Origin of the sequence: Mycobacterium sp. IS-836 (genome assembly GCF_001954275.1) — a bacterium.
Taxonomy (GTDB): Bacteria; Actinomycetota; Actinomycetes; order Mycobacteriales; family Mycobacteriaceae; genus Mycobacterium.
In genome coordinates this window covers 74902-98061 of sequence record NZ_MBEU01000030.1, presented here as the reverse complement: position 1 = coordinate 98061, position 23160 = coordinate 74902, and the positions used below count along the sequence as shown (strand labels likewise).

The following is a 23160-nucleotide window of genomic DNA, read 5'->3' as shown; positions in this document are numbered from 1 at the left end:
CGTTTCTGGGACATCGTGCTCTCTTTCTATCTAGTTGCTGCTATGAGTATTGGGCGGAAAAGTCTCGGGACAGCCGCTGGCCGGGGAACCATTGGCCATCCGGCAACTGGGCGGTCAGCTGTTCGACGGCGCAGGCGATGGCAAAGGGTGTGCCCGGGCTGAAGGTCGAAACCCACTCGCCGTCGAACGCGCGCGACGGGCTGACCAGTACCCGGCCCTCGGCGGTGTCGACGATGCTCATTCCGACGTCGGTCGTGGCGTGCTGCCCGTCGCGGCGACAGCCGGCGACGATCTCGACGTAGCTGCGCGGACCGGCGAACACCGACTCCACCATGCGTCGCGCCGAGCTCGGGATGCCCAGGTAGTCAAGGACTTCGGCCAGCGGCGCGCCGGACCGCAGCCGCTCGTCGGCCCGCGCGCCCACGCGGGCAGGCATGCTGAACTCCTCGAACCGGGCCGGCGGCCGCTGCGCCAGCCCGACACCGAGGACCGGGACCAGCGCGCGGGGATCGTCGATATCCATCGCGGTAAACGTGATCAATTGCGCGCTGCGCAGCGCGACGATGGTTTTGGAGCCTGCGCCGGCGCGCCGCGCGACAACGCCGCGCAGCAGCTCGCCGGTGCCGGTGGCCGCGCCTGGGCCGATGTAGCGCAGGTCCAGCCACCGGTCCGGGAAGCACACCGCCCTGATCCAGTCCGCCACCGCCGGGTTGACGCTGCCGGTCTTGGAGCCGTCATCGGCCACCAGACCCATGCGGATCAGGTCGGCCCTCTGACGTTGGAGGAACGCGTCGCGTTGCGCGGCATCACGATACGGCGTGGTGATCGCCAGCACCCACGGGAAGCTCCCCGCCCCAATGCTTTCCGCGATGAACCACGCGTGATCGACCGTCAACTCGACGGCGTTGGGTTCGACGCTCATCTAGTCGGAACTAACCGCCCCATTTGGCGGCCTCGGCGGTGTCGCGAGCCAGCATGGCCATGGTGTTGGATTCGTGCGTGGTGGACATCGCCTGGTAGGCGCGCACGAGGTCTTCCATGGCCTGGTTCCACTGCGCCTGCCAAGCCTGGTAGGTCAGCCCGGTGTCGCCCTGCCACGCATTCTGCAGCGCGGCCTGTTCGGTGGCGATATCGGCGCCCAGCCCCTGCAACGTGCCGGCGTAGCCCGACATGTCCCCGGCGTGGGCCAGCATCGCCGGGTAGTTGTACATAATCTGCGACATCACAAGTCCTTTCGCGTAGGTCGGTGGGATCAGAACCCGGTGTAGCTCGAGGCCGCCGCGGCGTCGGTGGCCACATAGGTGCCCGCGGCGTCGCCGAGGTTGGCCTGGGCGATGTCCAGCAAGGTGTTGACGCGCGCCGCGACCTCCACGAAGCGGGCGTGGGCGGCCTGGAACGCGGCCGAGGCCTCACCCTGGTGGAACGCCTGCGCCGACAGCGCCTCCTGCTCGGCCTGGCTGATCGTGCTGCGCATCAACGCCGTCTTGGCGCCGAACGCCGATTGCGCGGCCACCAGCTGCGGAATATGAGCATCCAGAAGACTCATAGTGATTTCTCTCCCTTCGGATTTCGGTTACTGACTCCTGCTAGCCGTCTCGTGAACTATGTCCGGCCCCCTTCCCCGTCGGGTTCGCTCGGGCCGTCGTGTTCCCAGGTTCCCGGCACCATCGGCATCCGCGGGCCGCCGCCGAACTCGTCGACGGCCAGCTTGGCCAGCCCCGCCGCCTGCAGCCTCTCGTCCTTGTGTGCAGTCCCGGCAAACCCCAACCGTCCGGCGCCATTCCCGGAGGCGATTGCGGCGGCGAGCCGCTCGTCGTCTCCGTAATCGGGAGGGACGCCGACGTCTGAGTCCATGTCCGCATATTCGTCGCCGTACTCGCGCATTGCGGCCCGCCGGCGCCGTCGCGCCCGCGCTTCGGCGCGACTGGGCGCCGCCGCGGCCGCCGCCGGAACGGTCGCGGCCGGCGCCTTGATGCCACCGCGGCCACCCACCGTTGGGCCGAGCCCGGTTTCGGGATCACCGCCGCCGCCCACGATGTAGGCGAAGCTCCCGGTAGCCGCGACCGGGGCCGGCGCAGTAGCCGCGGCGGAACTCGCGGCGGCCGTGGATGCCGGTGCCCCAGCGGGACTCGCGATCGGCGCCGCCATACCCGCCGCCGGCAACACCGAGGACCCCTTGGGGGCCACAACTGCCGGCGCACCACTGACGCCCGGCGCGACCGGCGCGAGCTCGGGACCCATCAACAGGAAGTAGCCGATGCCGATCGCCAGCGGCAGCACGAACGGGGCGCTCAAGATCATCGCCCACGTCGGCCAACCAAGCAGGTTGGTGATCACCTCGTAGGCGACGAAGAAGAGGAAAGGGAAGCCGCCCAGGGCCCCCGCCGGATTGGTCAGGAAATTCTGCAGGAGGTTGATGAAATCTTGAACGACATCTTGGAGGAATTTGAACAGCTGCCGCAGCAGGTTCGACAGCCAGGAAAAGGGACCGTCTTGCGTGGCGGTGACCGCGGCGTTGTTGACTTCACCGGCACCGGGATTCACCACGTTGGGCGCCGGCGTGGTTCTCGGCGCCGACGCCATCGCCAGTCCCGAGGCGGCCTGATAGGTGCTCATCACGGTCGCGGCCTGGCCCCACATCCGCACATAGTCCGCCTCGTTGAGGGCGATCGGAATCGTGTTGATCCCAAAGAAATTCGTCGCCACCAAAACACCGTGAATGATGTGGTTGGCTGCCAGCTCCGCCAGCGTGGGCATGGCCGCCAGAGCGGCGACGTAAGAGGCCGCCGCGACCTCGTGCTGCGCGGCCACACCCGCGCTGTCGACACTGGCCTGCTCGAGCCACGCCAGATACGGCACGTGTGCGGACACATACCGCTCCGCACTCGGGCCCTGCCATGCGGCGGCCTGCACCGCTCCCACCAGCCCACCGAGTTCGGCTGCCGCCGAAGAGTATTCGGCGCTGAGCGCGGTCCACGCGCCGGCGGCCGCCAGCAGCGGCCCCGGTCCAGGACCGGCGCTCAGCAACGCCGAATGTACTTCCGGCGGCGAAGCCATCCAGATGGGCGAGGTCATTGTCAGCCGCCCGCAACCCCGTACGTAGCGGCAGCCGCGGCGTCGCCCGCGAGATAGCTCGCCCCGGCTTGGCCGACGCCGACACCGGCACGGCCCAGCTCCTCGACACCCTGGGCGGCGACGGCCTCGTGCTCCTGGCCCTGGGCGCTGAACCCGGCGGCCGTCTGCAGGGACACCGGATCCGCCGCCGGCGGTACCACCGCGGTGATCGCCGGCGCGGCGGCGGCATGGGCGGCCGCCAGCCGCGCGGTCAGCGCCTCCACCGCCGCGCTCGCCGCGGCCAGCCCCTCAGGAACCACTTGCAACGTCATGGCTACTCCTGTCCTCTCGTTTCACTAACCATCAGTGGGCGAAGCCGTCGCTGCCGCCCTCGATCACGGACTCGGCGACCAGCGGGTTGACCAGCTGCACGTAGGCCGGAGTGTCGCTGTCGCCCAATAGGATTGCCCGTCCGGCGGGCAACCGGGCAAACCGCTGGCCCCGGATCTTGCCGCTGTCCTGTGGGTTACCCGCGAGCATCAGCGTGGTCGCCTGCAAGTCGTTGAAGCGGCGCAGCAGCGGGTTGGTCATCAGTCCGTGCCCCGACCCGGTTGCGCGTGCCGTGATGATCACTCGCAGCCCCAGATCCGCGGCCTGCGCAAGCTGCCCGAGGAGCGGGGTCCACGGCCGCTGTCCGAGGTAGGGACCGCTCATCGCCGGGGCATCCGGCACCTGGTCGACGTCGTCGATGATCAGGTAGTGGGTGTGGCCCTCGAAGCTCCAGCGCGCCAGCTCGGCCGGCGACAGTCCCGCGGGCGGGCGGCGCGAATCGATGAGCTGGGACAGGCCAAGCATCGCGGGGATGATCCGGTCGATGTTGGCGGTGTATTCGTTGTCCGGGAACAGCGGTTCGTCGACCAGGTGCAGCCGCCGGTCCAGCACGGTGAAGGCAACCTGATCGGGCGTGGAGTTCTCGCGGATGGTGCGGATGATGTGCCGCAGCAGGGTCGTCTTCCCAGACTTGCTGTCGCCGAACACCATTAGCAATGGGTTGTCGGTGAAGTCGAGGACGACGGGCGCCAGGTCCTCCTCGCGCTGGCCGATAACCACCCGCTCCGGGCCTCGGTAGAGCGCCCCGACCGCATCGGGCGTCAGGTTGGTGGGCAGCAACCGCACCGGCGGCGCGGCCATGTCGGGGTAGCGGGCGTTGATCGCGGCCACCTGGTCCAGCTCGGGAGCCGCGAACAGGAAATGCTCCGCGGCCATCGTCAGCCCACGGCCAGGCTGGTCGTGCGGCACCGCGTCGGCCGGGCGGCGCAGCGCGCCGACCACCCGTACGTTGCTGTCCCGCGCGTCGTGCAGCCTGAGCTCGAGGCGCAGACCCAGGCCGTCCCGCATGGCCAGCGGCACCTCCAGCCAGCTCGGCGTGGTGATGATCACGTGGATGCCGTACGCCAGCCCGACGTTGACCAGTTCGGTTACCTTGGCCAGCAACGGATTCCGGGTGTTGAACTGGTCGGTGTTGTCGCGGCCGAAAGCGTAGAGGTTGTCGATGATCAGGAACACCTCGCCGAAGCCGTCGTCAGGCGCCGAGCCGTACCTGTCCCGGAACACCTCTCTCCGCTGACGAGACAGCAGCAGCTGCTCGAGTTCGCCGAAGGTGCGGCGGATGCGTTCGGGCTCCAGCGCCGACGCGACGCTGCCGACATGCGCCAGGTCCTCCAGCGCCCGCAGCTGCCCGCCGCCGTAGTCCAGGCAATAGAACGTGACCTCGCGCGGCGAGTGCAGGCTCGCAGCCGACATGATGAACGTCTGCAGCGCGGTCGATTTGCCGGACTTGGCACCGCCGTGGATGACCATGTTCCCGGCCGACGAGGTCGCGTCGAACACCAATGGGTCGCGGCGCATCTCGAACGGTTTGTCGATCTCGCCCAGCGGCCAACGCCACTCCCGTTGCGGTATCCCGGCCCGGGCCAGCGCCGCGGTGAGCGGGATGGGTTCGTCGAGCGGCGGCAGCCAAAGCTGCGGCGCCCGCGGCCCATAGCGTGCCAGCTGTTCGCCGATCGTCGCGATCAGCTTGCGTGGCGGCCCGGTCGTCTCCTCGTCCGCGGCGTCGGAGATCACTGTTGTCTGATCCGGCTCCACCCGCGCCGCGGTGAACAGCTTCGGCTCGGGAACTGACTGCACCACAAGCGCTTTGGCCGTTTGTGGCGGATCGTAAATTCCGTCGACATAGGTGCTGCGGAATTTGATCGGGGCCGCGCCGGGGGCGGGCACCAGGAAGCCCACGCCCTTGTGCTCCTTGCCCGACTCGATGTGGTAAGCGTCCTCCACGCCGATGATCTGGCGAGAAACGCTGGGACTGGCCACCTTCAACCCGATTCGGTACGAGGTGTTCTTGTCGATGTCTTTGATCTTGCCCACGTCCAGCGTCTGGGACGCGAACAGTATGTGGATGCGGAACGAGCGGCCCTTGCGTGCCACGTAGTCGAACAGCTCCGCGTATTCCGGATGATCGGCCAGCATGAGGGTGAACTCGTCGGCGACCACGAACAGCGTTGGGATCGGCGGCAAGTCATGCCCGGCGGCGATGGCGTTCTCATACTCGACGACCGAGTTGAACGCGCTGCCCTGAACCTGACGGCCGGCCTCGCGCAGCAGTGACTCGCGGCGCGCCACCTCGCCGCGCAACGTATCGGCGAACCGGTCGGCGAGCGACTTCTTCTCGGCCATGTTCGAGATCACCGCGACGACCTGCGGGAAGTTGCGGAAACTGTCCGCGCCGGCCTCGCCCTTGAAGTCGGCGTAGATGACGATCAACCGGTCCGCCGAGTGAGTCGTCAACAGCGACAACAGAATCGACATCAGGGTCTGCGACTTCCCGGAGCCGGTCATACCGATCATCAGGCCGTGCGGGCCCATGCCGCCCTCGGCCTCGTCCTTGAGGTCGAAGAACAGCGGCTCACCAGTCGCGGTGACACCGATCGGCACGCGCAACTCGTCGTCGCGCCGGCGCGGCGCCCACAGCGTCGGCACGTCCAGCTGCGACGCATCCGGGATGCCCAGCAGCGTGCTGAAGGTCGCGCCGCGGGTCGCCGCCGAGCGCAGCCCAGTGTGGGTGGGGTTGGAATCCCACCGCGACAACTGACGGGCCAGGTGGGCGGCGTCGTCCGCGCTGAGTTGATCGGCGGCGTCGATATAGCGCTGCCAGCCGCCGGTCTGCCAGCGGTCGATGGCGCCGCCCGCCACGCGCAGGATCGGCTTTTCGGGGTCCGAATACTGTTCGCGATGCGGCGGCGTGTCGGAGCACTGCACGACCGTGACCCCCGCCCGGCCCAGGGCCAGCGTCGAGGCGTTCACGTCGAAGTCGGGATCGTCGACGACGATCAGCAGATGGCGCGAGGCATCTGCGGCCCCGCCGGTGAAGGCCGGGCGATCGACAAGGGCCGGTCCCAGCAGCGCGATCAGCTCGTCGGGTTTGCTCGACAGGTAACGCGCCGGCCCGACGCCGTCGAACTCGCCGGGAATGTCGACGTGCGGCAACCACTTCAGCCAGGACCAGTCGCGGCCCTCCGGGTCGCGGCTCGCCAGTGCCACCCCGAGCACGGTCGGGTCGTGCCACGTCACGGCCTGAGCGATCCAGGCGCGCAACGCCGCCCGGACCTCGTCGGCCTCTCCCAGCACGGTGATCCGCGAGACCTTCGTCAGGTCGATTCCGGTCGGCACGTCGCGAACGGTGCGCTGGGTGTCGAGCAGGCTGCGTAGAGCGCTGTGCGACACCGGTTCCAGATCGATCTCGTCGGCGGTGTCCTTGACCCGCAGCGCGGTGGCCAGCGGCGCCTCGTGCCGGCCGGCCCGCACCACCAGGAAGTCGGCGTCGTGCGGGTCACGCTCCCACTGACGGCGCGATCCGGGCACCGTTGAGAGGGTGGTGGGGTCCGGGTGGGACCACAGGGCGGCCGCGCGTTGCTCGGCGGCCTGGGTGCGGATGTTGTCCCGCACCACCGACAGGTAGCGCAGGTAGTCGGCTCGTTCGGCGTCGACCTCTTCGGTGCGGGTCTTGTTGCCGGTGCCGCGGTACATCGCGGTGGCCGCCAGCAGCAACACGAACGGGAAGAACAGGGTCTGCGGCGAGATCACCCGCATCCCGGTGGCGAACAACGCGACGACCATGCCGACGATCAGCATCACGATCACGACAGGCATCGCCCGCCGCAGCATCGAGGGCGGAATCACCCGGGGCAGCTCGGGCGGCGGCTCGATGCTGATGCTGCCCTTGCGGGTGCTTGGCGGTGCCAGCCTGCGCCGGGCTTCGAAGATCAGTCGGCTCATCGGGGTTCTCCTTCGGCTCCCCGTTCAGCAGCAGCCGGCCGGCCGGGCCTGCTGTCGGGTGGCAAGCCGTCGTGGGCGAGCAGCGCGTCGGCGCGCGATAGCGTCGGGCCGTTCGCGAACAGCGACAGCATCGACCAGGGGATGGGGATTGCGGGCGCGTTGAGGCCAAGAGCTTCAACGGTTTTGCCGTGTCCGGCGGCTCCGGTCGCGCTGTCCGCCTCGTTGTCGATTCCGTAGCGCACCCCGGTGTCGGAGACCCAGAACAATGCCCCGGTGCCCGGCGACGTCGGGCCGCCGCCCACGGTCTGCGTGAAGTAGCCGGTGCCGGGCGCCAGCGCGACCCGGGTGGCTGTCGCTGGGGAACCGCCGCCGATCAGGTCGAGGGTGCGCACCGCGTCGGGCACCGGCAGCGCCGAGCCGGAGAGCAGGCTCAACGAGCTGGTGGCGGCGCCGGCCGGTTTGCTCCAGTACGCACAAGTGACGGGGTTCTTGGACGCGTCGACGAGGGCGATCTGGCGGTCGGGATAGCGCGTGGTGTCCAGCATCCGCGAGACCGGGAGCTTCGCCACTTGGTCTGCGCCGATCCGCGGAGGTTGGTCCAGGCCATAGGAATTGGTGTTGCGCAGGATCGCGGCGAGCACCGGCGAGATCGGCTGCAGGCCGTCGGGCAATACGGCGTAGTATCGCGCCGCGCCCGACGGGCTCTGCTCCAGGGCGTACGACACCACCACGGCGCCGATCGGGGCGGGGACGCCGAAGTTCGCGGGCGCACCGGCATTCGGGATGCCCGGCGCCGTCAGGGACGGAGCTTCGGGGATCGCATTGAACAACCCGGCGGCGATGGGCCGCGGCGCGGGCAGGTCGGAGGCACCCAAGCCCAGGGCGTTGGTGACCGCGTGGTTGGTCAGGTCGAGCTGGCTGCGCCGGCCGTCCCACAGCAGCCAGGTGCTGCTGCCCTTGTCGCTGGCGAAGTCGACCAGGACCGCCTGACCGGATCCGAGCGTCGCCGCCCGAGCGCCCCGACTGTCGGGGGGGCCGGCCATTACGGTGACACCGGTGCTGTGGGCGGCGTGTCCGCCTTGGGCAGGCTCGCTGACCGCGTCGCACACCGTCCAGTTCGCGTCGTGCGAGGCGTTCTGCACCATGCGTTCCGGGGCGCCCGGAATGCCGATCAGGTTGCCCCGCGGAAACCGGTCCAGCTCACTGCTTTTCACGGTGGTGGGGTTCACCGGATGGCCGACGATCAGCCGGGCCGACGTCAGGTTGAGCACCGGGTGCAGGTCGTCACCGACCCGCACGTACAGCGCGGCGGTGGAGCGGTCGGCAAGGACCGCGTTGTTGCCCACCTGACCGTTGGGCCGGATCAACGAGAACACGAAACAGCCCACCAGGCCGGTGGCCAGAATCAGGACGCCCATCAGCACCGCGCGCGACTGGGTGCGCAGCGGGTCGACGAGCATTCTGGTGTCGTGCAAGGCAATTCCGGAGGCGATGCGGCGCATCACGAAACGCCAGCCGGTCACCTGATGACGGGTGACGAAGCCGCGGCGGTAGACCACCTGGTCGGGGTTCTCGTTGACGGGGGTTCGCGAGGAGAACGAACGCCGCTCGTCCGGTGGCTCCGGGTTGGTCATGCCGGCTCCTGCAGACCGAGCCCTTGCAGCAGCGGCTCAACCGAATTGCGCACGTCCTCGGCGGTGATCGTCATCAGCTCCTCATCGGTGAACTCGCCGGTCTCGGCGTGCTCGGAGTGGTCTAGCCGGAATTCGCGTTCCTCTTCGGACTTCTCGACCACGTTGCGCACGAAGCGGCCGTTGCCTGCGATATCCAGGCCGCGCCGTTCGACGCCGGCGGCGTCCGGTTTCGAGGAGTCGGCCAGATGCGCGAACAATGCCTCGAGATCCTGCAGCGCGGCCTGGTCGAACGCGCTGTCGCGCTTGGCGGCCATGAAGTTGGCGATCTCGATCAACTCAGCCGGTTTGTATGACGGGAAGTCGATGCTGCGGGTGAAGCGCGACCGCAGACCCTGGTTGGTGTCAAGGAACCGATCCAGGTCGGCGCGGTAGCCGGCGACGATGACCACCAAACGGTCTCGGTCGTTCTCCATCCGCGCCAGCAGGGTATCGATGGCCACCAGGCCGAAGTCGTTCTTGGCACCGGTGGCAACCAACGCGTAAGCCTCGTCGAGGAACAGCACCCCGTCCAGTGCGCTGTCGATGATCGCGTTGGTCTTGGCCTCGGTCTCTCCGATGTGCTGGCCGATGAGGTCGGCACGGTGCACTTCCTTGATGTTTTCCCGCTTCAAAAGGCCTAGGCCGCAATAGATTTTGGCCACCACCCGGGCGATGGTGGTCTTGCCGGTTCCCGGCGGCCCGGTGAAGACCAGGTGATGGGTGCGCTGCGCGACCTCGAGCCCGCGCTGCTTGCGCACCAGCTCCATGGCCACCGCGCTCTTCAACCGGGCCACCTGGTCCTTGACCTTGTCCAGGCCGATGAATTCATCGAGTTCGCGTTCGGCCTCGTGGAGCAGCACGCGCTTGCGCTCCTGCGCCCCGGGGTCGACGAAATCGCCGGGGCTGGGCTCGGTGTCCGGATCCCATGGGTCGGTGCGGGCTTCGATCCGGGCCGCGGTGGTGGTGACGATTCCAAAACTGGTGTCGGACAAGGCTTGTTCGACTTGCTCGTTCTCCGGGTGCGCCGCGTACAGATCCTGCAGCACTTCGGCCGCCGACTCCTCGTCGACGTGGGCCCGAAGCACCAGCGCTTTGGCCAGTGCGCCGTCGAGCGCCGCCACCGCGACGGGACCCTCGGGTTCCTCGAGATACGACAGGGCCGGCGCGAACATGCCCAGCCGGGCCAGCGCGGTGCCCAGGGTGATCTTCGCCGCGTGGGAGAAGGCCTCGTCGAGGTCGGCGTCGTTGACGATCGGCGTCAAGAGCTTGACGACGTCCGACCAACGCGCGGCGCGGTAGTTGACCACCACCGAGACCCAGCGGGCCTCACGCCAACTCGGGCGGCGCTCGATGACGGCCGAAACCAACTTGTCGGCATCGGCGAATTTCCCGGCCTCCGCCAGGGCCGCCGCGTAGGCGAGGGCGAAATCGTCCGGGTCCGTCGCGCGGAACTGCAAATACAGGCCGGTGTCGTAGCGGAAGCCCAACTCCCCGGGCGCCAACTCCACCTCACGCTGCAACACCCCTGCGGTGCGCGCCGTGCGCCACACCGCGTCCAGCACCCGGAGGGACAGGTCGCCGGCGGCGGCCAGCCCCGTCCACGCGTCGCACTGCTCGTGAGCGATCCGGGTCAGCGCCGTGAAACCCGAACGCGCGGCCACCAGGTCGGCGGGACGCTGCCGTTCATAGATAGAGATGCCAAGCGCCCGGCAGCACGTGGCAAACCGGCTGACGATGTCGGCGTCTACCCTGCCGTCGGGCCGGGAATTGGCGGGCCGAGCCGTCAGCATCCCCGTGTCACCGCGTTCCACGGCAGCTTCCTCGCATTTGTGAGCCTCCCCTAACCTGACCGCCTGAAGTTAGCATTGCATAAGCTAACTGTCGAGGCTTCTGCGCTCCCTTGATTCGCCGCACAGCTCGCTGTCCGGGGGCCATTGATCAGGGCATTCGGCACCATCATCGACCCCCTTCCGGTTGCGCCCTACTAAGCAGGGCAAGCTTACTGAAAATGGTTTTCATTAGCAAAATATTTAGGTTGTGCCTTCCGGTCCGTCCGGTTGCCAGGTACTGGGCACCATCGGCAGCGCCGGCCCATCGCCGAATTCGTCACCCGCGAGCGTGGCTAACCCCGTGGCCGCGCCTGTCTCCCTGTGCGCCGTTCCGGCGAAACCCCGTGCCCCCGCGCCACGCTCGGACGCCACCGTCGAGCTCTCCCGGCTCGCGTCGCGATCCGCACCCGGTTCGGAGTCCAGATCCATGAATTCGTAGCCGCGGTAATGGTCGTCCATCGTTGCGCGCCGCCGCCGGCGCCCCCGTCGCTCCCCGCGCGCTGACGCTGCGGCCGCCGCAGCGGCCGAGGCTGCGTCGGGCTCCGGCGCCTTCCGCCGCGCACTCGTGCTCAGGCCGGTGTCCGTCCCGATCGTGGGACCGCCGACCAGGTAGGGATAGGCGACGGCCTCGACACCGGTGACCGGCGGCGGCGGTGGGGGTGGGGGTACAGCTGTCGGGGCGGTCGCGGGCGCGGGCGCCGACGTCGGGGTGGAGGACGGCGCCGGGGCCGCCGCCGCGGGAGCGCTGACGACCGGGGTGGCGGTGACCACGGGCGCGCCGGGCGCTTGGGGCAGCGGTGCGGGCACCGCGGCGGCGGGGGCGGGGGCCACGTCGGGCTGGATCCCGGCCAGCAGGCCGAAACTTGCGATGCCTGCCCCAACTGCCGCCGGTACCAAGAAGGGAATCGTCGCGAGCTGGGGGAAGGTCTGCAGGGCCTCGCCGAGGTGCTCGAATTCGTCGGCGATGAGCAACGGAATGTCGCGGAACAAATCCTCTATCGCATCGAGCGGATCCGTCTGAAATTCCTCCAAATCCCTTCCGATGGTTTGGAATATCTCGAGGATGCGGTTGACCCACCAGCTCAGCTGGGTCGGGTCACCGCCATCGTTGTCGACGATTCCGCCGTCATCGTCGCTGCCGTCGTCGGCGTGCATGATGACCGGTGCCGGATCGGTTTGCGGTGCCGATGCCACCGCCGCGGTGGACACCGCTTGGTAGGTGGTCATCGTGGTGGCCGCCTGGACCCACATGCGCGCGTAGTCGGCCTCGTTGACGGCGATCGGAATGGTGTTGATCCCGAAGAAGTTGGTGGCGACCAGTACCGCATGCACGGCGTGGTTGGTGGCGAGCTCGGGCAGCGTGGGCATCGCGGCCAACGCCGCGGTGTAGGCCGTGGCCGCGACGTCGTGCTGGGCGGCCGCCGCCGCGCTGTCGGCGCTGGCCCGCGTCAGCCACGCGAGGTAGGGCGCGTGCGCGCTGACATATTGCTCGGCGCTCGGGCCTTCCCACGCGCCGGACTGGACCGCCGCCAAGACTCCGGTCAGTTCGTCTGCCGTCTCGGCATAGGCGGCACTCAACGAACTCCACGCGCCGCTGGCCGCCAGCAGGGCGCCGGGCCCGGGCCCGCTGCTCAGCAGCGTCGAGTGGACCTCCGGTGGCAGTGCCATCCAAACCGGCGCGGTCATTCGCGGCCTCCCGGGACCCTGGGGGTGAGATCAACGGCCGCCTGGGCTGTTAGGCGGCGCAAGCATCACGCCGCTAGTAGTCGGCCGGCGGCCCGGGAAAGTTCCCGGCCGCGGCCGATTCATCGGACATTCTTCGCGCGGCCTCAGGCCTTGACGGCACTCACCAGGGTGTTGCGGGCGATCATCGGGCCGGATTCGGTGTCCGGTTCGGGCACCGGCCTGCCCACTTCGCGCAGATAGTCGGCCAGCGGCGTGCCGACCGCGGTCCAGCCCCGCCCGCCGAACCATTCGTCGGCCGGCGCGCACCGCTCGTTGTAGACCAACCGGAAAAACAGGCGCTGGTCGCCCTCGGCGGCGGCGGCGCGTTCCTCCTCGACCGCGGCCTCGAACTCGTCCGGCGGCAGCGGCGCCCCGTCCTCGACCGCGACGTGGCTGCCGTGGCCTGCCAGGCCGTCGACGCCGGCGAACAGCTGCTCCTGTGCGTCGGCGGGGAGATAGATCAGCAGGCCCTCGGCAATCCAGGCCGACGGCTTGGCCGGATCAAAGCCGCTGGCCCGCAAAGCTTGTGCCCAGTCCTCACGCAGATCGACAGCGACCTCCCGGCGCTCGGCACGCGGCTGCACGCCGTGGCTGGTGAGCACCTCACGCTTGAAGTCGAGGACCTCGGGCCGGTCCAACTCGAAGATCGTCGTCCCGACCGGCCAGTCCAGCCGGTAGGCGCGGGAGTCCAGTCCCGCGGCCAGGATGACGATCTGCCGCACGCCGGCGTCGGCGGCCCGACGGAAATATTCGTCGAAGTACCTCGTGCGAGCGCCCTGGAAGTTGACGAAATGCCGGCCGAACTCCGCCGTCTTCAGCGGGTGATCGGGAGCCTTACCGTCGAGAACGTCGGCCGCTGGGCCGCCGACGGCGCGGCAAAACAACTCGGCATATTCGTCGACCACCAGCGGCTCGGGCTTCTGTGCCTCGAGCGCCCGCGCGGTCGCCACGAACAACGCCGTCGACCCGACACTTGTTGTGATATCCCAACTATCGCCTTCGCTGCGCACCCAACCGACACTACGCCGACGGGTCGTGGCGCCCGTTCTCGTCGCGCCGGTGCGGGTCCCAGCTGCCGGGCAGCATCGGCATCTTTGGGCCGCCATCGAATTCGTCACCGGCCAGGGTGGTCAAGCCCGCCGCCTCGGCGGCCGCCCGCCCGGGCGCGGTGCCGGCGAACCCCAGATTGCCGGCGCCCCGTTCCGACGCCGCGGTCGGCGGCGACGCATCCCAGTCCGGGTCGACGTCGATGTTCATGTCCATGAACTCGTCGCTATGGCCACGTTGTCGCGACCGCTGGCGCCGCCGCGCCCGCGCCGCGTCGCGTGCCGCACTCGCTGCGGCCAACGCGGCGGCATCGGGCTCCGAAGCCTTCTTCTTGGCGCCCGAGCTGGCACTGGCGCCGATTGCCGTGCCGAGTCCGATGCGGGGAGGCCCCACGACGTACGGGGGCACGAACGCCGTCCCAGTTGCGGCCGGCGGCGCCGACGGTGGCGCGGCGCTGGCCACCGCGCTCGCCGTGGGAGCGGGCGCGGGCGCCGGGGCCGGCGCAGCCGCCGCGGCGGGCGCGGCAATGGGAGTCGATCCGAGCACCGGTACCAAGGCGGGCGGGGCCGCGACGGGTGCCGGTGCCGGCACGACCGCGGGCGCGGGTAGTGCGGCGAGCCCGGCGAGCCCCGCGAAACCGCCCAGGGCCCCGAAGGGCGCCGCCACGATGAGGGCGGGAACCACCAGCAATTCCGGCTGGGTGCCCAGGAAGCTGGCGATCTGCGCGATGTGGGTCGGCCAGTCGAACATCTCGAGGGCGACCAGGTACTGAAAGGCCAACGCCGGATTTGTCTGCAGGTAGACGAAAAACTGCTGAAAGTCCTCAAAGAGCTCGAGGGCGCGGACGACCCAGTAGATCGGTTCTCCCGGATTCGTGTATTCGTCGTAGGGAATGCCATTCACCATCGCGTGGGCGGGGTCCCAGTTGATGCCGAAGTTCTTCAGAATGTTGGCGATGATGTCATCGATCGGGTTGTCGACGGTGGGGTCGGGGAAGGGGTTCTCCCCCGAATCCTGGGTCGAGGCATCGCTTTTCACGATCTGCGGAGCGGGCGCGGTTTGCGGCGTCGCGGCCAACGCCGCGCTGGATACTCCTTGATAGGTCGCCATCGTGGTGGCGGCCTGGACCCACATCCGCGCATAGTCGGCCTCGTTGACGGCGATGGGGATGGTGTTGATCCCAAAGAAGTTGGTCGCCACCAAGACTCCGTGGACGACGTGGTTGGCGGCGAGCTCGGCCAGTGTCGGCATGGCAGCCAGCGCCGCGGTGTAGGACGTCGCCGCCGTCTCATGCTGAGCGGCAGCCGCAGCGCTGTTCGCGCTGGCCTGGGTCAGCCATGCGAGATAGGGGGCGTGGGCGGCCACGTAGGACTCGGCGCTCGGGCCCTCCCATGCGCCCGCCTGCACGCCGGCCAACAGCGTGCTGAGTTCCTGTGCCGCAGAGGCGTATTCGCCACTCAGCGAGTCCCACGCACCCGCGGCCGCCAGCAGCGACCCCGGCCCCGGGCCACCGCTGAGCAGGGCGGAGTGCACTTCCGGCGGTAGGGCCATCCAAATCGGAGCTGTCACGGCCACCCCTCGGGCTGGAGAGTTTTACCAAACCGAGAGCTTAATGAAAATGATTGTCGTTATCAAGCGGACGCGCTGGGCGCTAGACCAGGGGGCGCCCCGTCCTGATCCGGCGGTCGACGTCCCACAGCAGGACGTTGAACGGGAACCGCCGAATGAATCGCGGCAACAGCCGGTTGGCCGTGCGCAAGACCGCCATCAGCCGATCGAACCGCCGCTGCCTGGCGGCATCCCACGGCAACCGCATCTCGTCGCGAAACCGCTGCGGCAAGAACCCCGTCGTGATCAGCAGCGCGAAGTCGTCCGACATGCGTTGCAGCGGGCCCGGCAGCGCCACCCCGCGCACCCGGCCCGCGGCGATCGGGTACAGGTAGTCGCGCACCGCGTCGTCGATGTGCACCTTGGCCAGCGACTCCTGCCAGTACCGGTCGAAGGCGGCGCGATCCGGCGGCCACATCTCGGGCGGCACCTGCAACGTGGTGGCCAGCGACATGCCCTCGCGGTAGTGGCGGTCGGCATCCTCGCCGTCCAGCTCACCGATGAAGATGCGGTAGATATCGACCCCGCCCTTGTACAGACACGCCCCCACCCACAACTGCAAATCCACGTCGAAAGCGTTGTATTGCACCGGGCTTTCAGGCGTGGAGTACACCTCCGCATGGGCCCGGTTCACCGCGCGGCGAAAGGCCTCCTTCTGCGCATCGCTGCCCGCCGTGGCCACCGCGAGGTAGGTGAAGGTGGTGCGCGCCCGTTTTATGGGGTGCAGATCGACGCGGCCACTCTCGACCCGACTCTCCAGCACGCCGTAGCCGACGCCCGGACGCGCCAGTTGCATGATCACGTTCGCCGGGCCGGCCAGCAGTGCCACGCCCATCAATCCCTCGTCGATCCCCAGCGACCGGACGCGCCGCCGCCGCTGCTGACGGGGCGGATCGGCGATCGCGCGCTCGACGTGCCGCTGGTGGACATGCATTGCCAAGGTGAACCTCCCGCGGCCGCCGCCGAGCTAAATGTGAGAACGCTTGTTTCCTGATATTGTCCTCGCGCCGCGCCGCTGTCAAGATGGTCTTCATGAGCGAGAGCGCGCGGCCCTACCGCGGGGTGGAGGCCGCCGAACGGCTCGCGGCTCGTCGCGGCCGGCTATTGGCCGCCGGCCTGGACCTACTGGGGGCGGAACGGCAGGACGTCTCGGCCCTGACCGTGCGCGGCGTGTGCCGCCGGGCCGGCCTGGCCGCGCGGTACTTCTACGAAAGCTTCACGGACAAGGACGAATTCGTCGGCCGCGTCTTCGATTGGGTCGTCGCCGATCTGGCCGCCACCACGCAGGCCGCGGTCGCGGCGGTACCGGTGCACGAGCAGACGCGAGCGGGAATGGCCAACATCGTGCGGACCATTGCCGGCGACGCTCGCGTCGGGCGCCTGCTGTTCAGCACCCAGCTCGCCGATCCCGTGATCGTGCGCAAGCGCGCCGAGTCCACCGCACTGTTCGCCATGCTCTCCGGCCAGCACGCGGGCGACGCGCTGCGGATGCCGGCAAACGACCGCATCAAGGCGGGGGCGCACTTCGCGGTCGGCGGCGTCGGCCAGACGATCAGCGCGTGGCTGGCCGGCGACGTCCGGCTCGAACCGGACCGGCTGGTCGATCAGCTGGCCTCGCTGCTCGACCGGCTCGCCGACCCAAACCTGTACGGCCTCACGGAAACAACGGGAGCTGCCACAGCCGCATCCCGGGCTTCAGCAGCCAAAAGCGCATCATCGTAAGGCGCACGACCCGGAGCGCACCGGTGATCAACAGGATCGCCACCGGCACCTCGATCCCCAGCGCCGTGATCACCGACAGCCGCAGGTCGTTGGGGCCCGCGGTCAGCAGGTCGAACCATGCGTCGCAGATCAGCAACACCCCGGCGGTGAACGCCGCCAGCACCAGCAGCTGGCGACGCAGGTACCCCAACACGGCCGTGGCCGCCATGAAGACGACCAACAAAATGTCGAAACCCACCCACGTCACCGGCCAGTTGTGCGCGACGTAATTCTCCGGCAACGTCACCGACAGGTACACGAGCCAGGGGATCATGGCGATCGAGCCACCGATCATGACGCCCAACCGGATACGCCGAATCCGACTGATCAGGCCCGGGTCAATCAGCTCGCTCAGTGGTTGCTCGAGCCGCGAGATCAGTTCCCGCCGCTGTGCGGGCGTCAACGCCGCGATCTGTTCGTCGGTCAAAACCCCGTCGGTCATCATTGCCATCCCCCGGGTTGCGCACGGTCTTGCCAGTCAGCGTACGGCCTGGACCCGAGGTCGCCGGTCGGCCGCCGTCTTCGGCACCGCCTGCGCGTCGCTGTCGGTGAATTCCTTGACCCAGCAAGCGAATTCCAGCGTGATGCCGTCGGGATCCTGGAAGTAGAACGAGCGCACGTACACGCCGGGATGCACCGTCGCCGACACCTGCATCTCACTCTCGTCGTGGTTGAGCACCGGACCCACGCGCACGCCCTTTTCCTTGAGGCGCCGCCGATAGGCGTCGAACTTCTCGGCCGGTACATGAAACGCCAGGTGGTTCATGGTGCTCACCGCGCTGGTGATGTCACCGATGCCCGGGATGGCGCCGGGCGACGAGATGCCGGGCACCCGGTCGGCGGCGTCGGCGAACCAGAAAAAGGCGACGCAGTCGCCGTTGCCGGCGTCGAAGAAGAAGTGCTGCCCCTGACCACCGGGCAGATCGAGCGATTTGATCAGCGGCATGCCGAGGATGTTGCTGTAGAAGTCCACGGTGCGCGCCATGTCCGAGCACACCAGCGCGACGTGATTGATTCCGCCGAGCTCGAATTCCGTGTTGGTGTTGTGCGGCTTGATCATCTTGCGGCTCCCATCGAGGTGCAGGCCCTGGCCAAGATTAAGATCTGAATCTAACATCAGGTTCAGTTTTGCTCCAGGGAGGTGCGCCACGTGTTGACCGCGGCAGAGCCCAATCGCCGGCCCGGCCAGGCCGCCGACTTCCCGACGCACCGGGGCCGCCGCACGCAAGCCGCGATCGACGCGGCCGCCCGAACGGTCATCGCGCGCAAGGGCATTCTGGCCACGACCATCGCCGATATCGCGGCGGAGGCGGGCCGCTCGGCGGCCTCGTTTTACAACTACTACGACTCCAAAGAGGCGATGGTCCGGCAGTGGGCCCTGCGCTTCCGCGACGAGGCCAACCAGCGCGCGTTGACGGTGACCCGGCATGGTCTGTCGCATCGCGAGCGGGCATACGAGGCCGCCGCCGCGCACTGGCACACCTACCGCCACCGGCTCGCCGAGATGATCGGCGTGTCCCAATTGGCGATGGTCAACGACGACTTCGCCCAATACTGGGCCGAAATGTGTGCGATACCAATCTCTTTCATCACCGAGACGGTGCGACGGGCCCAGGCCGAGGGCTACTGCCCGGAAGATGACCCGCGGCTCATTGCCGAGGCGATCGTGGCGATGTTCAACCAGTTCTGCTACATCCAGCTCAGTGGGGCACGCTCCGAGCCCGACGATCGGGCCTGCATTCAGACGCTTGCCAACATCTACTACCGGGCCATCTACTCCCCAGGAGAGCCGCTGAAGTGACTCGTCATACTCCTGCAGCAGGAGTCATCCGAGAGTTCATCGGGCTGCCGTCTCCCACCGCGGGACGCGCCGGCGCCGGGGGTCATCCGTGTCAGGGCCTGTACCACCGGGCGGTCGGGCGCAAGCCGAAGGTGGCGATGATCGCAACGCATTACCAGATCGACTTCTCCGAGCATTATCTCGCCGACTACATCGCGACCCGCGGCATCGGGTTCCTCGGCTGGAACACCCGGTTCCGTGGTTTCGAGAGCAGCTTTCTGCTCGACCATGCCCTGGTCGACATCGGCGTCGGGGTCCGCTGGCTGCGCGAAGTCCAGGGCGTGGATACCGTTGTGCTGCTCGGCAATTCGGGAGGCGGCTCCCTGATGGCCGCGTATCAGTCCCAGGCCGTCGAACCGAACGTGACCCCGCTCGAGGGCATGCGTCCGGCGGCCGGGCTGGGCGAGTTGATCCCCGCCGACGGGTACGTGGCCACCGCGGCCCACCCCGGGCGCCCCGAGGTGCTGACGGCGTGGATGGATGCCGCGGTCGTCGACGAGAACGATCCCGTCGCCACCGATCCCGAGCTCGACCTGTTCAACGAGGCGAACGGTCCCCCGTACTCGCCGGAGTTCCTGGCCCGCTATCGTGCGGCGCAGACCGCACGCAACCATGCCATTACCGACTGGGCCGAGATGGAGCTCAAACGCGTTCGCGCCGCGGGGTTTTCCGATCGCCCGTTCACCGTCATGCGAACCTGGGCCGATCCCCGCATGGTCGATCCGAGCATCGAGCCGACCAAGCGTCAGCCGAATCTCTGTTACGCGGGCATCCCGGCCAAGGCCAACCGCTCCGCGCACGGCATCGCCGCGGCCTGCACGCTGCGCAACTGGCTGGGCATGTGGAGTCTGCGGGCGGCGCAAACCCGCGCCGAGCCGCATCTGGCCCGGATCTCCTGCCCGGCCCTGGTGATCAACGCCGACGCCGACACCGGCGTCTTTCCGTCGGATGCCCAGCGCATCTACGATGGGCTCGCCGCCACCGACAAGACCCAATGCTCGATCGACACCGACCACTACTTCAGCACCCCGGGCGCGCGCACCGAGCAGGCCGATACCATCGCCAAGTGGATATCCAAACGGTGGCGCTAACAATCTCGTGAGAGTACTGGCCCATTTTGTCCCCGGCGACAAGGTCCTCAATTTTGTTGCGCCCGAAGCGGATTGGCTGGACATTCGTTGGTGCGCCGACGATGACGACACCGCCTTCTACCGAGAGCTGCCGGACGCGCAGGTGATCTGGCATGTGCTGCGGCCCCTGTCGGGCGCCGACCTGCGGCGCGCGCCACGGCTGCGGTTGGTGCACAAACTCGGCGCCGGAGTCAACACCATCGACGTGGAGACCGCGACGAAATGCGGTATCGCAGTGGCCAATATGCCCGGCGCCAACGCGCCGTCGGTGGCCGAGGGCACGGTGTTGCTGATGCTGGCCGCCTTGCGCAGGCTCCCGGCGCTGGACCACGCGGTGCGCCGCGGTGCCGGCTGGCCGGCCGATCCCGAACTCGGCGAGACGGTACGCGACATCGGCGGCTGCACCGTCGGCCTGGTCGGCTACGGCAACATCGCCAAACGTGTCGGCGACATCGTCACCGCGATGGGCGCCACCGTGCTGCACACCAGCACCCGCGACGACGGGCGGCCCGGCTGGCGGCGGCTACCCGAATTGCTGGCGGCCAGCGACATCGTCTCGCTGCACCTACCGTTGCGCGCCGACACCGTCCATCTGCTGGACCGCGACGCGCTGGCCCGGATGAAACCGGATGCGGTGCTGGTCAACACGTCACGCGGAGCCGTCGTCGACGAAGTCGCCCTCGTCGACGCGTTGCGTGGCGGCCGGCTTGCCGCGGCGGGCCTGGACGTCTTCGACGCCGAGCCGGTCGGGCCCGACAATCCCCTCCTGGGCTTAGACAACGTGGTGCTCACGCCGCACGTCACCTGGTACACGGCCGACACCATGCGGCGGTATCTGGTCGAGGCCGTTGCCAACTGCCGCCGGCTGCGCGACGGGCTTCCGTTGGCCAATGTGGTCAACCAACCCACCGGTTGTTAGCTTGGAAGGCGCTGGCCGAAACACAGCGTGGGAAGGCGACCAATGCCGATCGCGATAACTCCTGAGCATCAAGACCTGGCCGATTCGGTGCGATCTCTGGTGGCGCGCGTCGCGCCGTCGGAGGTGCTGCACGAGGCCATGGAAACACCGATCGAGAACCCGCCACCGTACTGGCGAGCGGCGGCCGAGCAGGGCCTGCAGGGGGTTCATCTGGCGGAGTCCGTCGGCGGGCAGGGATTCGGCATCCTCGAGCTGGCCATCGTGCTTGCCGAGTTCGGCTACGGCGCGGTACCCGGACCATTCGCGCCGTCCGCGATCGCCAGCGCGCTGATCGCCGCGCACGACCCGGACGCCAAGGTGCTCGCCGACCTCGCCTCCGGCGCGGCCATCGCCGCCTACGGGCTGGATTCCGGGCTGACCGCCACCAGGCAGGGTGACGCGCTGGTGATCCGCGGTGAAGCGCGCGCCGTGCCCGCGGCGGCGCAGGCGTCGGTGCTGGTGCTACCGGTGGCGATCGACAGCGGTGACGAATGGGTGGTGCTGCGCGCCGACCAGCTGGAGATCGAGCCGGTGCAGAGCGTCGACCCGCTGCGCCCGATCGCGCATGTGCGGGCCAACGCCGTCGAGGTCGGCGACGACGCCGTGTTGAGCAGCCTGACCATGGCGACGGCGCACGCGCTGATGACCACGCTGCTGTCCGCGGAGGCGATCGGTGTGGCGCGCTGGGCCACCGACACCGCGTCCCAATACGCCAAGATCCGCGAACAGTTCGGCAGGCCGATCGGCCAGTTCCAGGCCATCAAGCACAAGTGCGCGGAGATGATCGCCGACACCGAGCGAGCGACGGCCGCGGTGTGGGATGCCGCGCGCGCCATCGATGAGGCAAGCCAAAACAATTGGGACACAGCCGGTTCCGGGGTCGAGTTCGCCACCGCCGTGGCCGCGACGCTGGCTCCGGCGGCCGCCCTGCGCTGCACCCAGGACTGCATCCAGGTGCACGGCGGCATCGGGTTCACCTGGGAGCACGACACGAACGTCTACTACCGCCGGGCGGTGATCCTCGCCGCGTCCTTCGGCCGCCGGTCGGAGTACCCGCAAAGGGTGGTGGACACCGCGACCACCACGGGGATGCGCGCCGTGGATATCGACCTGGACCCCGATACCGAAAAGCTGCGATCCGAAATCCGGGCCGAGGTGGCGGCGCTCAAGGCGATGGACCGCGAGCCCCGCAAGGTCGCGATCGCCGAGGGCGGGTGGGTGCTGCCCTACCTGCCCAAGCCGTGGGGCCGGGCGTCGAGCCCGGTCGAGCAGATCATCATCGCCCAGGAGTTCACCACCGGACGGGTCAAGCGGCCCCAGGTCGGCATCGCCGCCTGGATCATTCCGTCGATCGTCGCGTTTGGTACCGAGGAGCAGAAACAACGTTTCCTGCCGCCGACCTTTCGCGCCGAAATGGTCTGGTGCCAACTGTTTTCCGAGCCGGGTGCCGGGTCGGATCTGGCGGGGCTGACCACCAAGGCGACGCGAGCCGACGGCGGGTGGCGCATCACCGGGCAGAAGATCTGGACCACCTACGCGCAGTACTCGCACTGGGGCGCGCTGCTGGCGCGGACGGATCCGTCGGCGCCGAAGCACAACGGCATCACGTACTTCCTGTTGGACATGAAGAGCGAGGGCGTCACGGTCAAGCCCTTGCGCGAGCTCACCGGCAACGCGATGTTCAACACCGTCTACATCGACGACGTGTTCGTGCCCGACGATTGCGTGCTGGGTGACGTCAACCGGGGCTGGGAGGTCAGCCGCAACACGCTGACGGCGGAGCGGGTCTCGATCGGGAGCAGCGACGCGAATTTCCTTGCCACCCTGCCGGAGTTCGTCGAGTTCGTCCGTGACGGCCAGTTCGACCAGATAGCGCAACATCGGGCCGGGCAATTGATCGCCGAAGGTCACGCCGCGAAGGTGCTCAACCTCCGCTCGACGCTGTTGACACTGGCCGGCGGCGACGCCATGCCGTCGGCGGCGATCTCGAAGCTGCTGTCGATGCGCACCGGTCAGGGTTACGCCGAATTCGCGGTGTCCTCGTTCGGCACCGACGCCGCGATCGGCGACCCCGAACAGTTGGCGGGCAAGTGGGACGAGTACCTGCTGGCCAGCCGCGCCACCACCATCTACGGGGGCACGTCGGAGGTGCAGCTCAACATCATCGCCGAGCGGCTCCTGGGCCTGCCCCGCGACCCATAAG

Annotated in this window: 19 protein-coding genes; 5 read left to right on the top strand and 14 right to left on the bottom strand. The window is 68.6% G+C overall.

The features are described from left to right. Window positions 1-40 precede the first annotated feature (40 nt). The 12 genes from A5747_RS10160 to A5747_RS10105 all read right to left on the bottom strand — a co-directional run bounded on the left by A5747_RS10160 (window position 41) and on the right by A5747_RS10105 (window position 16202). A complete protein-coding gene (locus A5747_RS10160) occupies window positions 41-922 on the bottom strand; it encodes an ESX secretion-associated protein EspG (protein WP_076123679.1) in 882 nt (293 codons plus the stop codon). 10 nt (window positions 923-932) lie between these two features. Next, a complete protein-coding gene (locus A5747_RS10155) occupies window positions 933-1223 on the bottom strand; it encodes a WXG100 family type VII secretion target (protein WP_076116046.1) in 291 nt (96 codons plus the stop codon). Between the two features lie 29 nt (window positions 1224-1252). Next, window positions 1253-1546, bottom strand: a complete 294-nt coding sequence (locus tag A5747_RS10150) for a WXG100 family type VII secretion target (RefSeq protein ID WP_076123678.1) — start codon at window positions 1544-1546, stop codon at window positions 1253-1255. A 56-nt stretch (window positions 1547-1602) separates the two neighbouring features. Continuing rightward, window positions 1603-3075, bottom strand: coding sequence for a PPE family protein (locus A5747_RS10145; protein WP_076123677.1), 1473 nt, complete (start codon window positions 3073-3075; stop codon window positions 1603-1605). A 2-nt stretch (window positions 3076-3077) separates the two neighbouring features. Beyond that, on the bottom strand, window positions 3078-3386 hold the full coding sequence (locus tag A5747_RS10140) for a PE family protein (RefSeq protein ID WP_076123676.1): 309 nt from the start codon (window positions 3384-3386) through the stop codon (window positions 3078-3080). Between the two features lie 31 nt (window positions 3387-3417). After that, window positions 3418-7386, bottom strand: a complete 3969-nt coding sequence (gene eccCa, locus A5747_RS10135; RefSeq protein WP_076123675.1) for a type VII secretion protein EccCa — start codon at window positions 7384-7386, stop codon at window positions 3418-3420. Next, window positions 7383-9020, bottom strand: coding sequence for a type VII secretion protein EccB (gene eccB, locus A5747_RS10130; protein ID WP_076123674.1), 1638 nt, complete (start codon window positions 9018-9020; stop codon window positions 7383-7385). Before eccB ends, eccCa begins: the two co-directional genes overlap by 4 nt. Further along, the gene (eccA, locus tag A5747_RS10125) at window positions 9017-10870 is read right to left on the bottom strand and encodes a type VII secretion AAA-ATPase EccA (protein WP_076123673.1); all 1854 of its coding nucleotides are present in this window, start codon (window positions 10868-10870) and stop codon (window positions 9017-9019) included. The genes eccB and eccA overlap by 4 nt, the downstream gene beginning before the upstream one ends. A 219-nt stretch (window positions 10871-11089) precedes the next feature. After that, the gene (locus tag A5747_RS10120; RefSeq protein ID WP_076123672.1) at window positions 11090-12574 is read right to left on the bottom strand and encodes a PPE family protein; all 1485 of its coding nucleotides are present in this window, start codon (window positions 12572-12574) and stop codon (window positions 11090-11092) included. A gap of 143 nt (window positions 12575-12717) precedes the next feature. Beyond that, a complete protein-coding gene (locus A5747_RS10115; protein ID WP_076123671.1) occupies window positions 12718-13623 on the bottom strand; it encodes a class I SAM-dependent methyltransferase in 906 nt (301 codons plus the stop codon). Window positions 13624-13633: 10 nt separating this feature from the next. Further along, complete coding sequence (locus A5747_RS10110) at window positions 13634-15229, bottom strand: PPE family protein (protein WP_076123701.1); 1596 nt, start codon at window positions 15227-15229, stop codon at window positions 13634-13636. A gap of 82 nt (window positions 15230-15311) precedes the next feature. Next, window positions 15312-16202 carry an oxygenase MpaB family protein gene (locus A5747_RS10105; protein WP_076123670.1) on the bottom strand — a complete coding sequence of 297 codons (891 nt, stop codon included), beginning with the start codon at window positions 16200-16202 and terminating at the stop codon, window positions 15312-15314. A 98-nt stretch (window positions 16203-16300) separates the two neighbouring features. Between A5747_RS10105 and A5747_RS10100 the strand changes: the two genes are divergently transcribed. Then, complete coding sequence (locus A5747_RS10100; protein WP_139333371.1) at window positions 16301-16990, top strand: TetR/AcrR family transcriptional regulator; 690 nt, start codon at window positions 16301-16303, stop codon at window positions 16988-16990. On the opposite strand, the gene A5747_RS10095 is transcribed toward A5747_RS10100, so the two are convergent. Together A5747_RS10095 and A5747_RS10090 are read right to left on the bottom strand one after the other, a co-directional pair. Next, window positions 16923-17471: a hypothetical protein gene (locus A5747_RS10095; RefSeq protein ID WP_076123700.1), complete on the bottom strand. Its 549-nt coding sequence runs from the start codon at window positions 17469-17471 to the stop codon at window positions 16923-16925. The genes A5747_RS10100 and A5747_RS10095 overlap by 68 nt on opposite strands. A gap of 36 nt (window positions 17472-17507) precedes the next feature. Beyond that, on the bottom strand, window positions 17508-18089 hold the full coding sequence (locus A5747_RS10090) for a VOC family protein (RefSeq protein WP_076123668.1): 582 nt from the start codon (window positions 18087-18089) through the stop codon (window positions 17508-17510). Between the two features lie 90 nt (window positions 18090-18179). Here A5747_RS10090 and A5747_RS10085 point away from each other — a divergent pair, with 90 nt between their 5' ends. Genes A5747_RS10085 through A5747_RS10070 form a run of 4 tightly spaced genes read left to right on the top strand, consistent with a single transcriptional unit; the run spans window position 18180 to window position 23159 of the window. Further along, window positions 18180-18830, top strand: coding sequence for a TetR/AcrR family transcriptional regulator (locus A5747_RS10085; RefSeq protein WP_076123699.1), 651 nt, complete (start codon window positions 18180-18182; stop codon window positions 18828-18830). Beyond that, window positions 18827-19960, top strand: coding sequence for an alpha/beta hydrolase (locus A5747_RS10080; protein WP_076123667.1), 1134 nt, complete (start codon window positions 18827-18829; stop codon window positions 19958-19960). Before A5747_RS10085 ends, A5747_RS10080 begins: the two co-directional genes overlap by 4 nt. Before the next feature lie 7 nt (window positions 19961-19967). Further along, window positions 19968-20918: a 2-hydroxyacid dehydrogenase gene (locus tag A5747_RS10075; RefSeq protein ID WP_076123666.1), complete on the top strand. Its 951-nt coding sequence runs from the start codon at window positions 19968-19970 to the stop codon at window positions 20916-20918. Between the two features lie 42 nt (window positions 20919-20960). After that, window positions 20961-23159, top strand: coding sequence for an acyl-CoA dehydrogenase (locus A5747_RS10070; protein WP_076123665.1), 2199 nt, complete (start codon window positions 20961-20963; stop codon window positions 23157-23159). The last annotated feature ends 1 nt before the right edge of the window (window position 23160 follow it).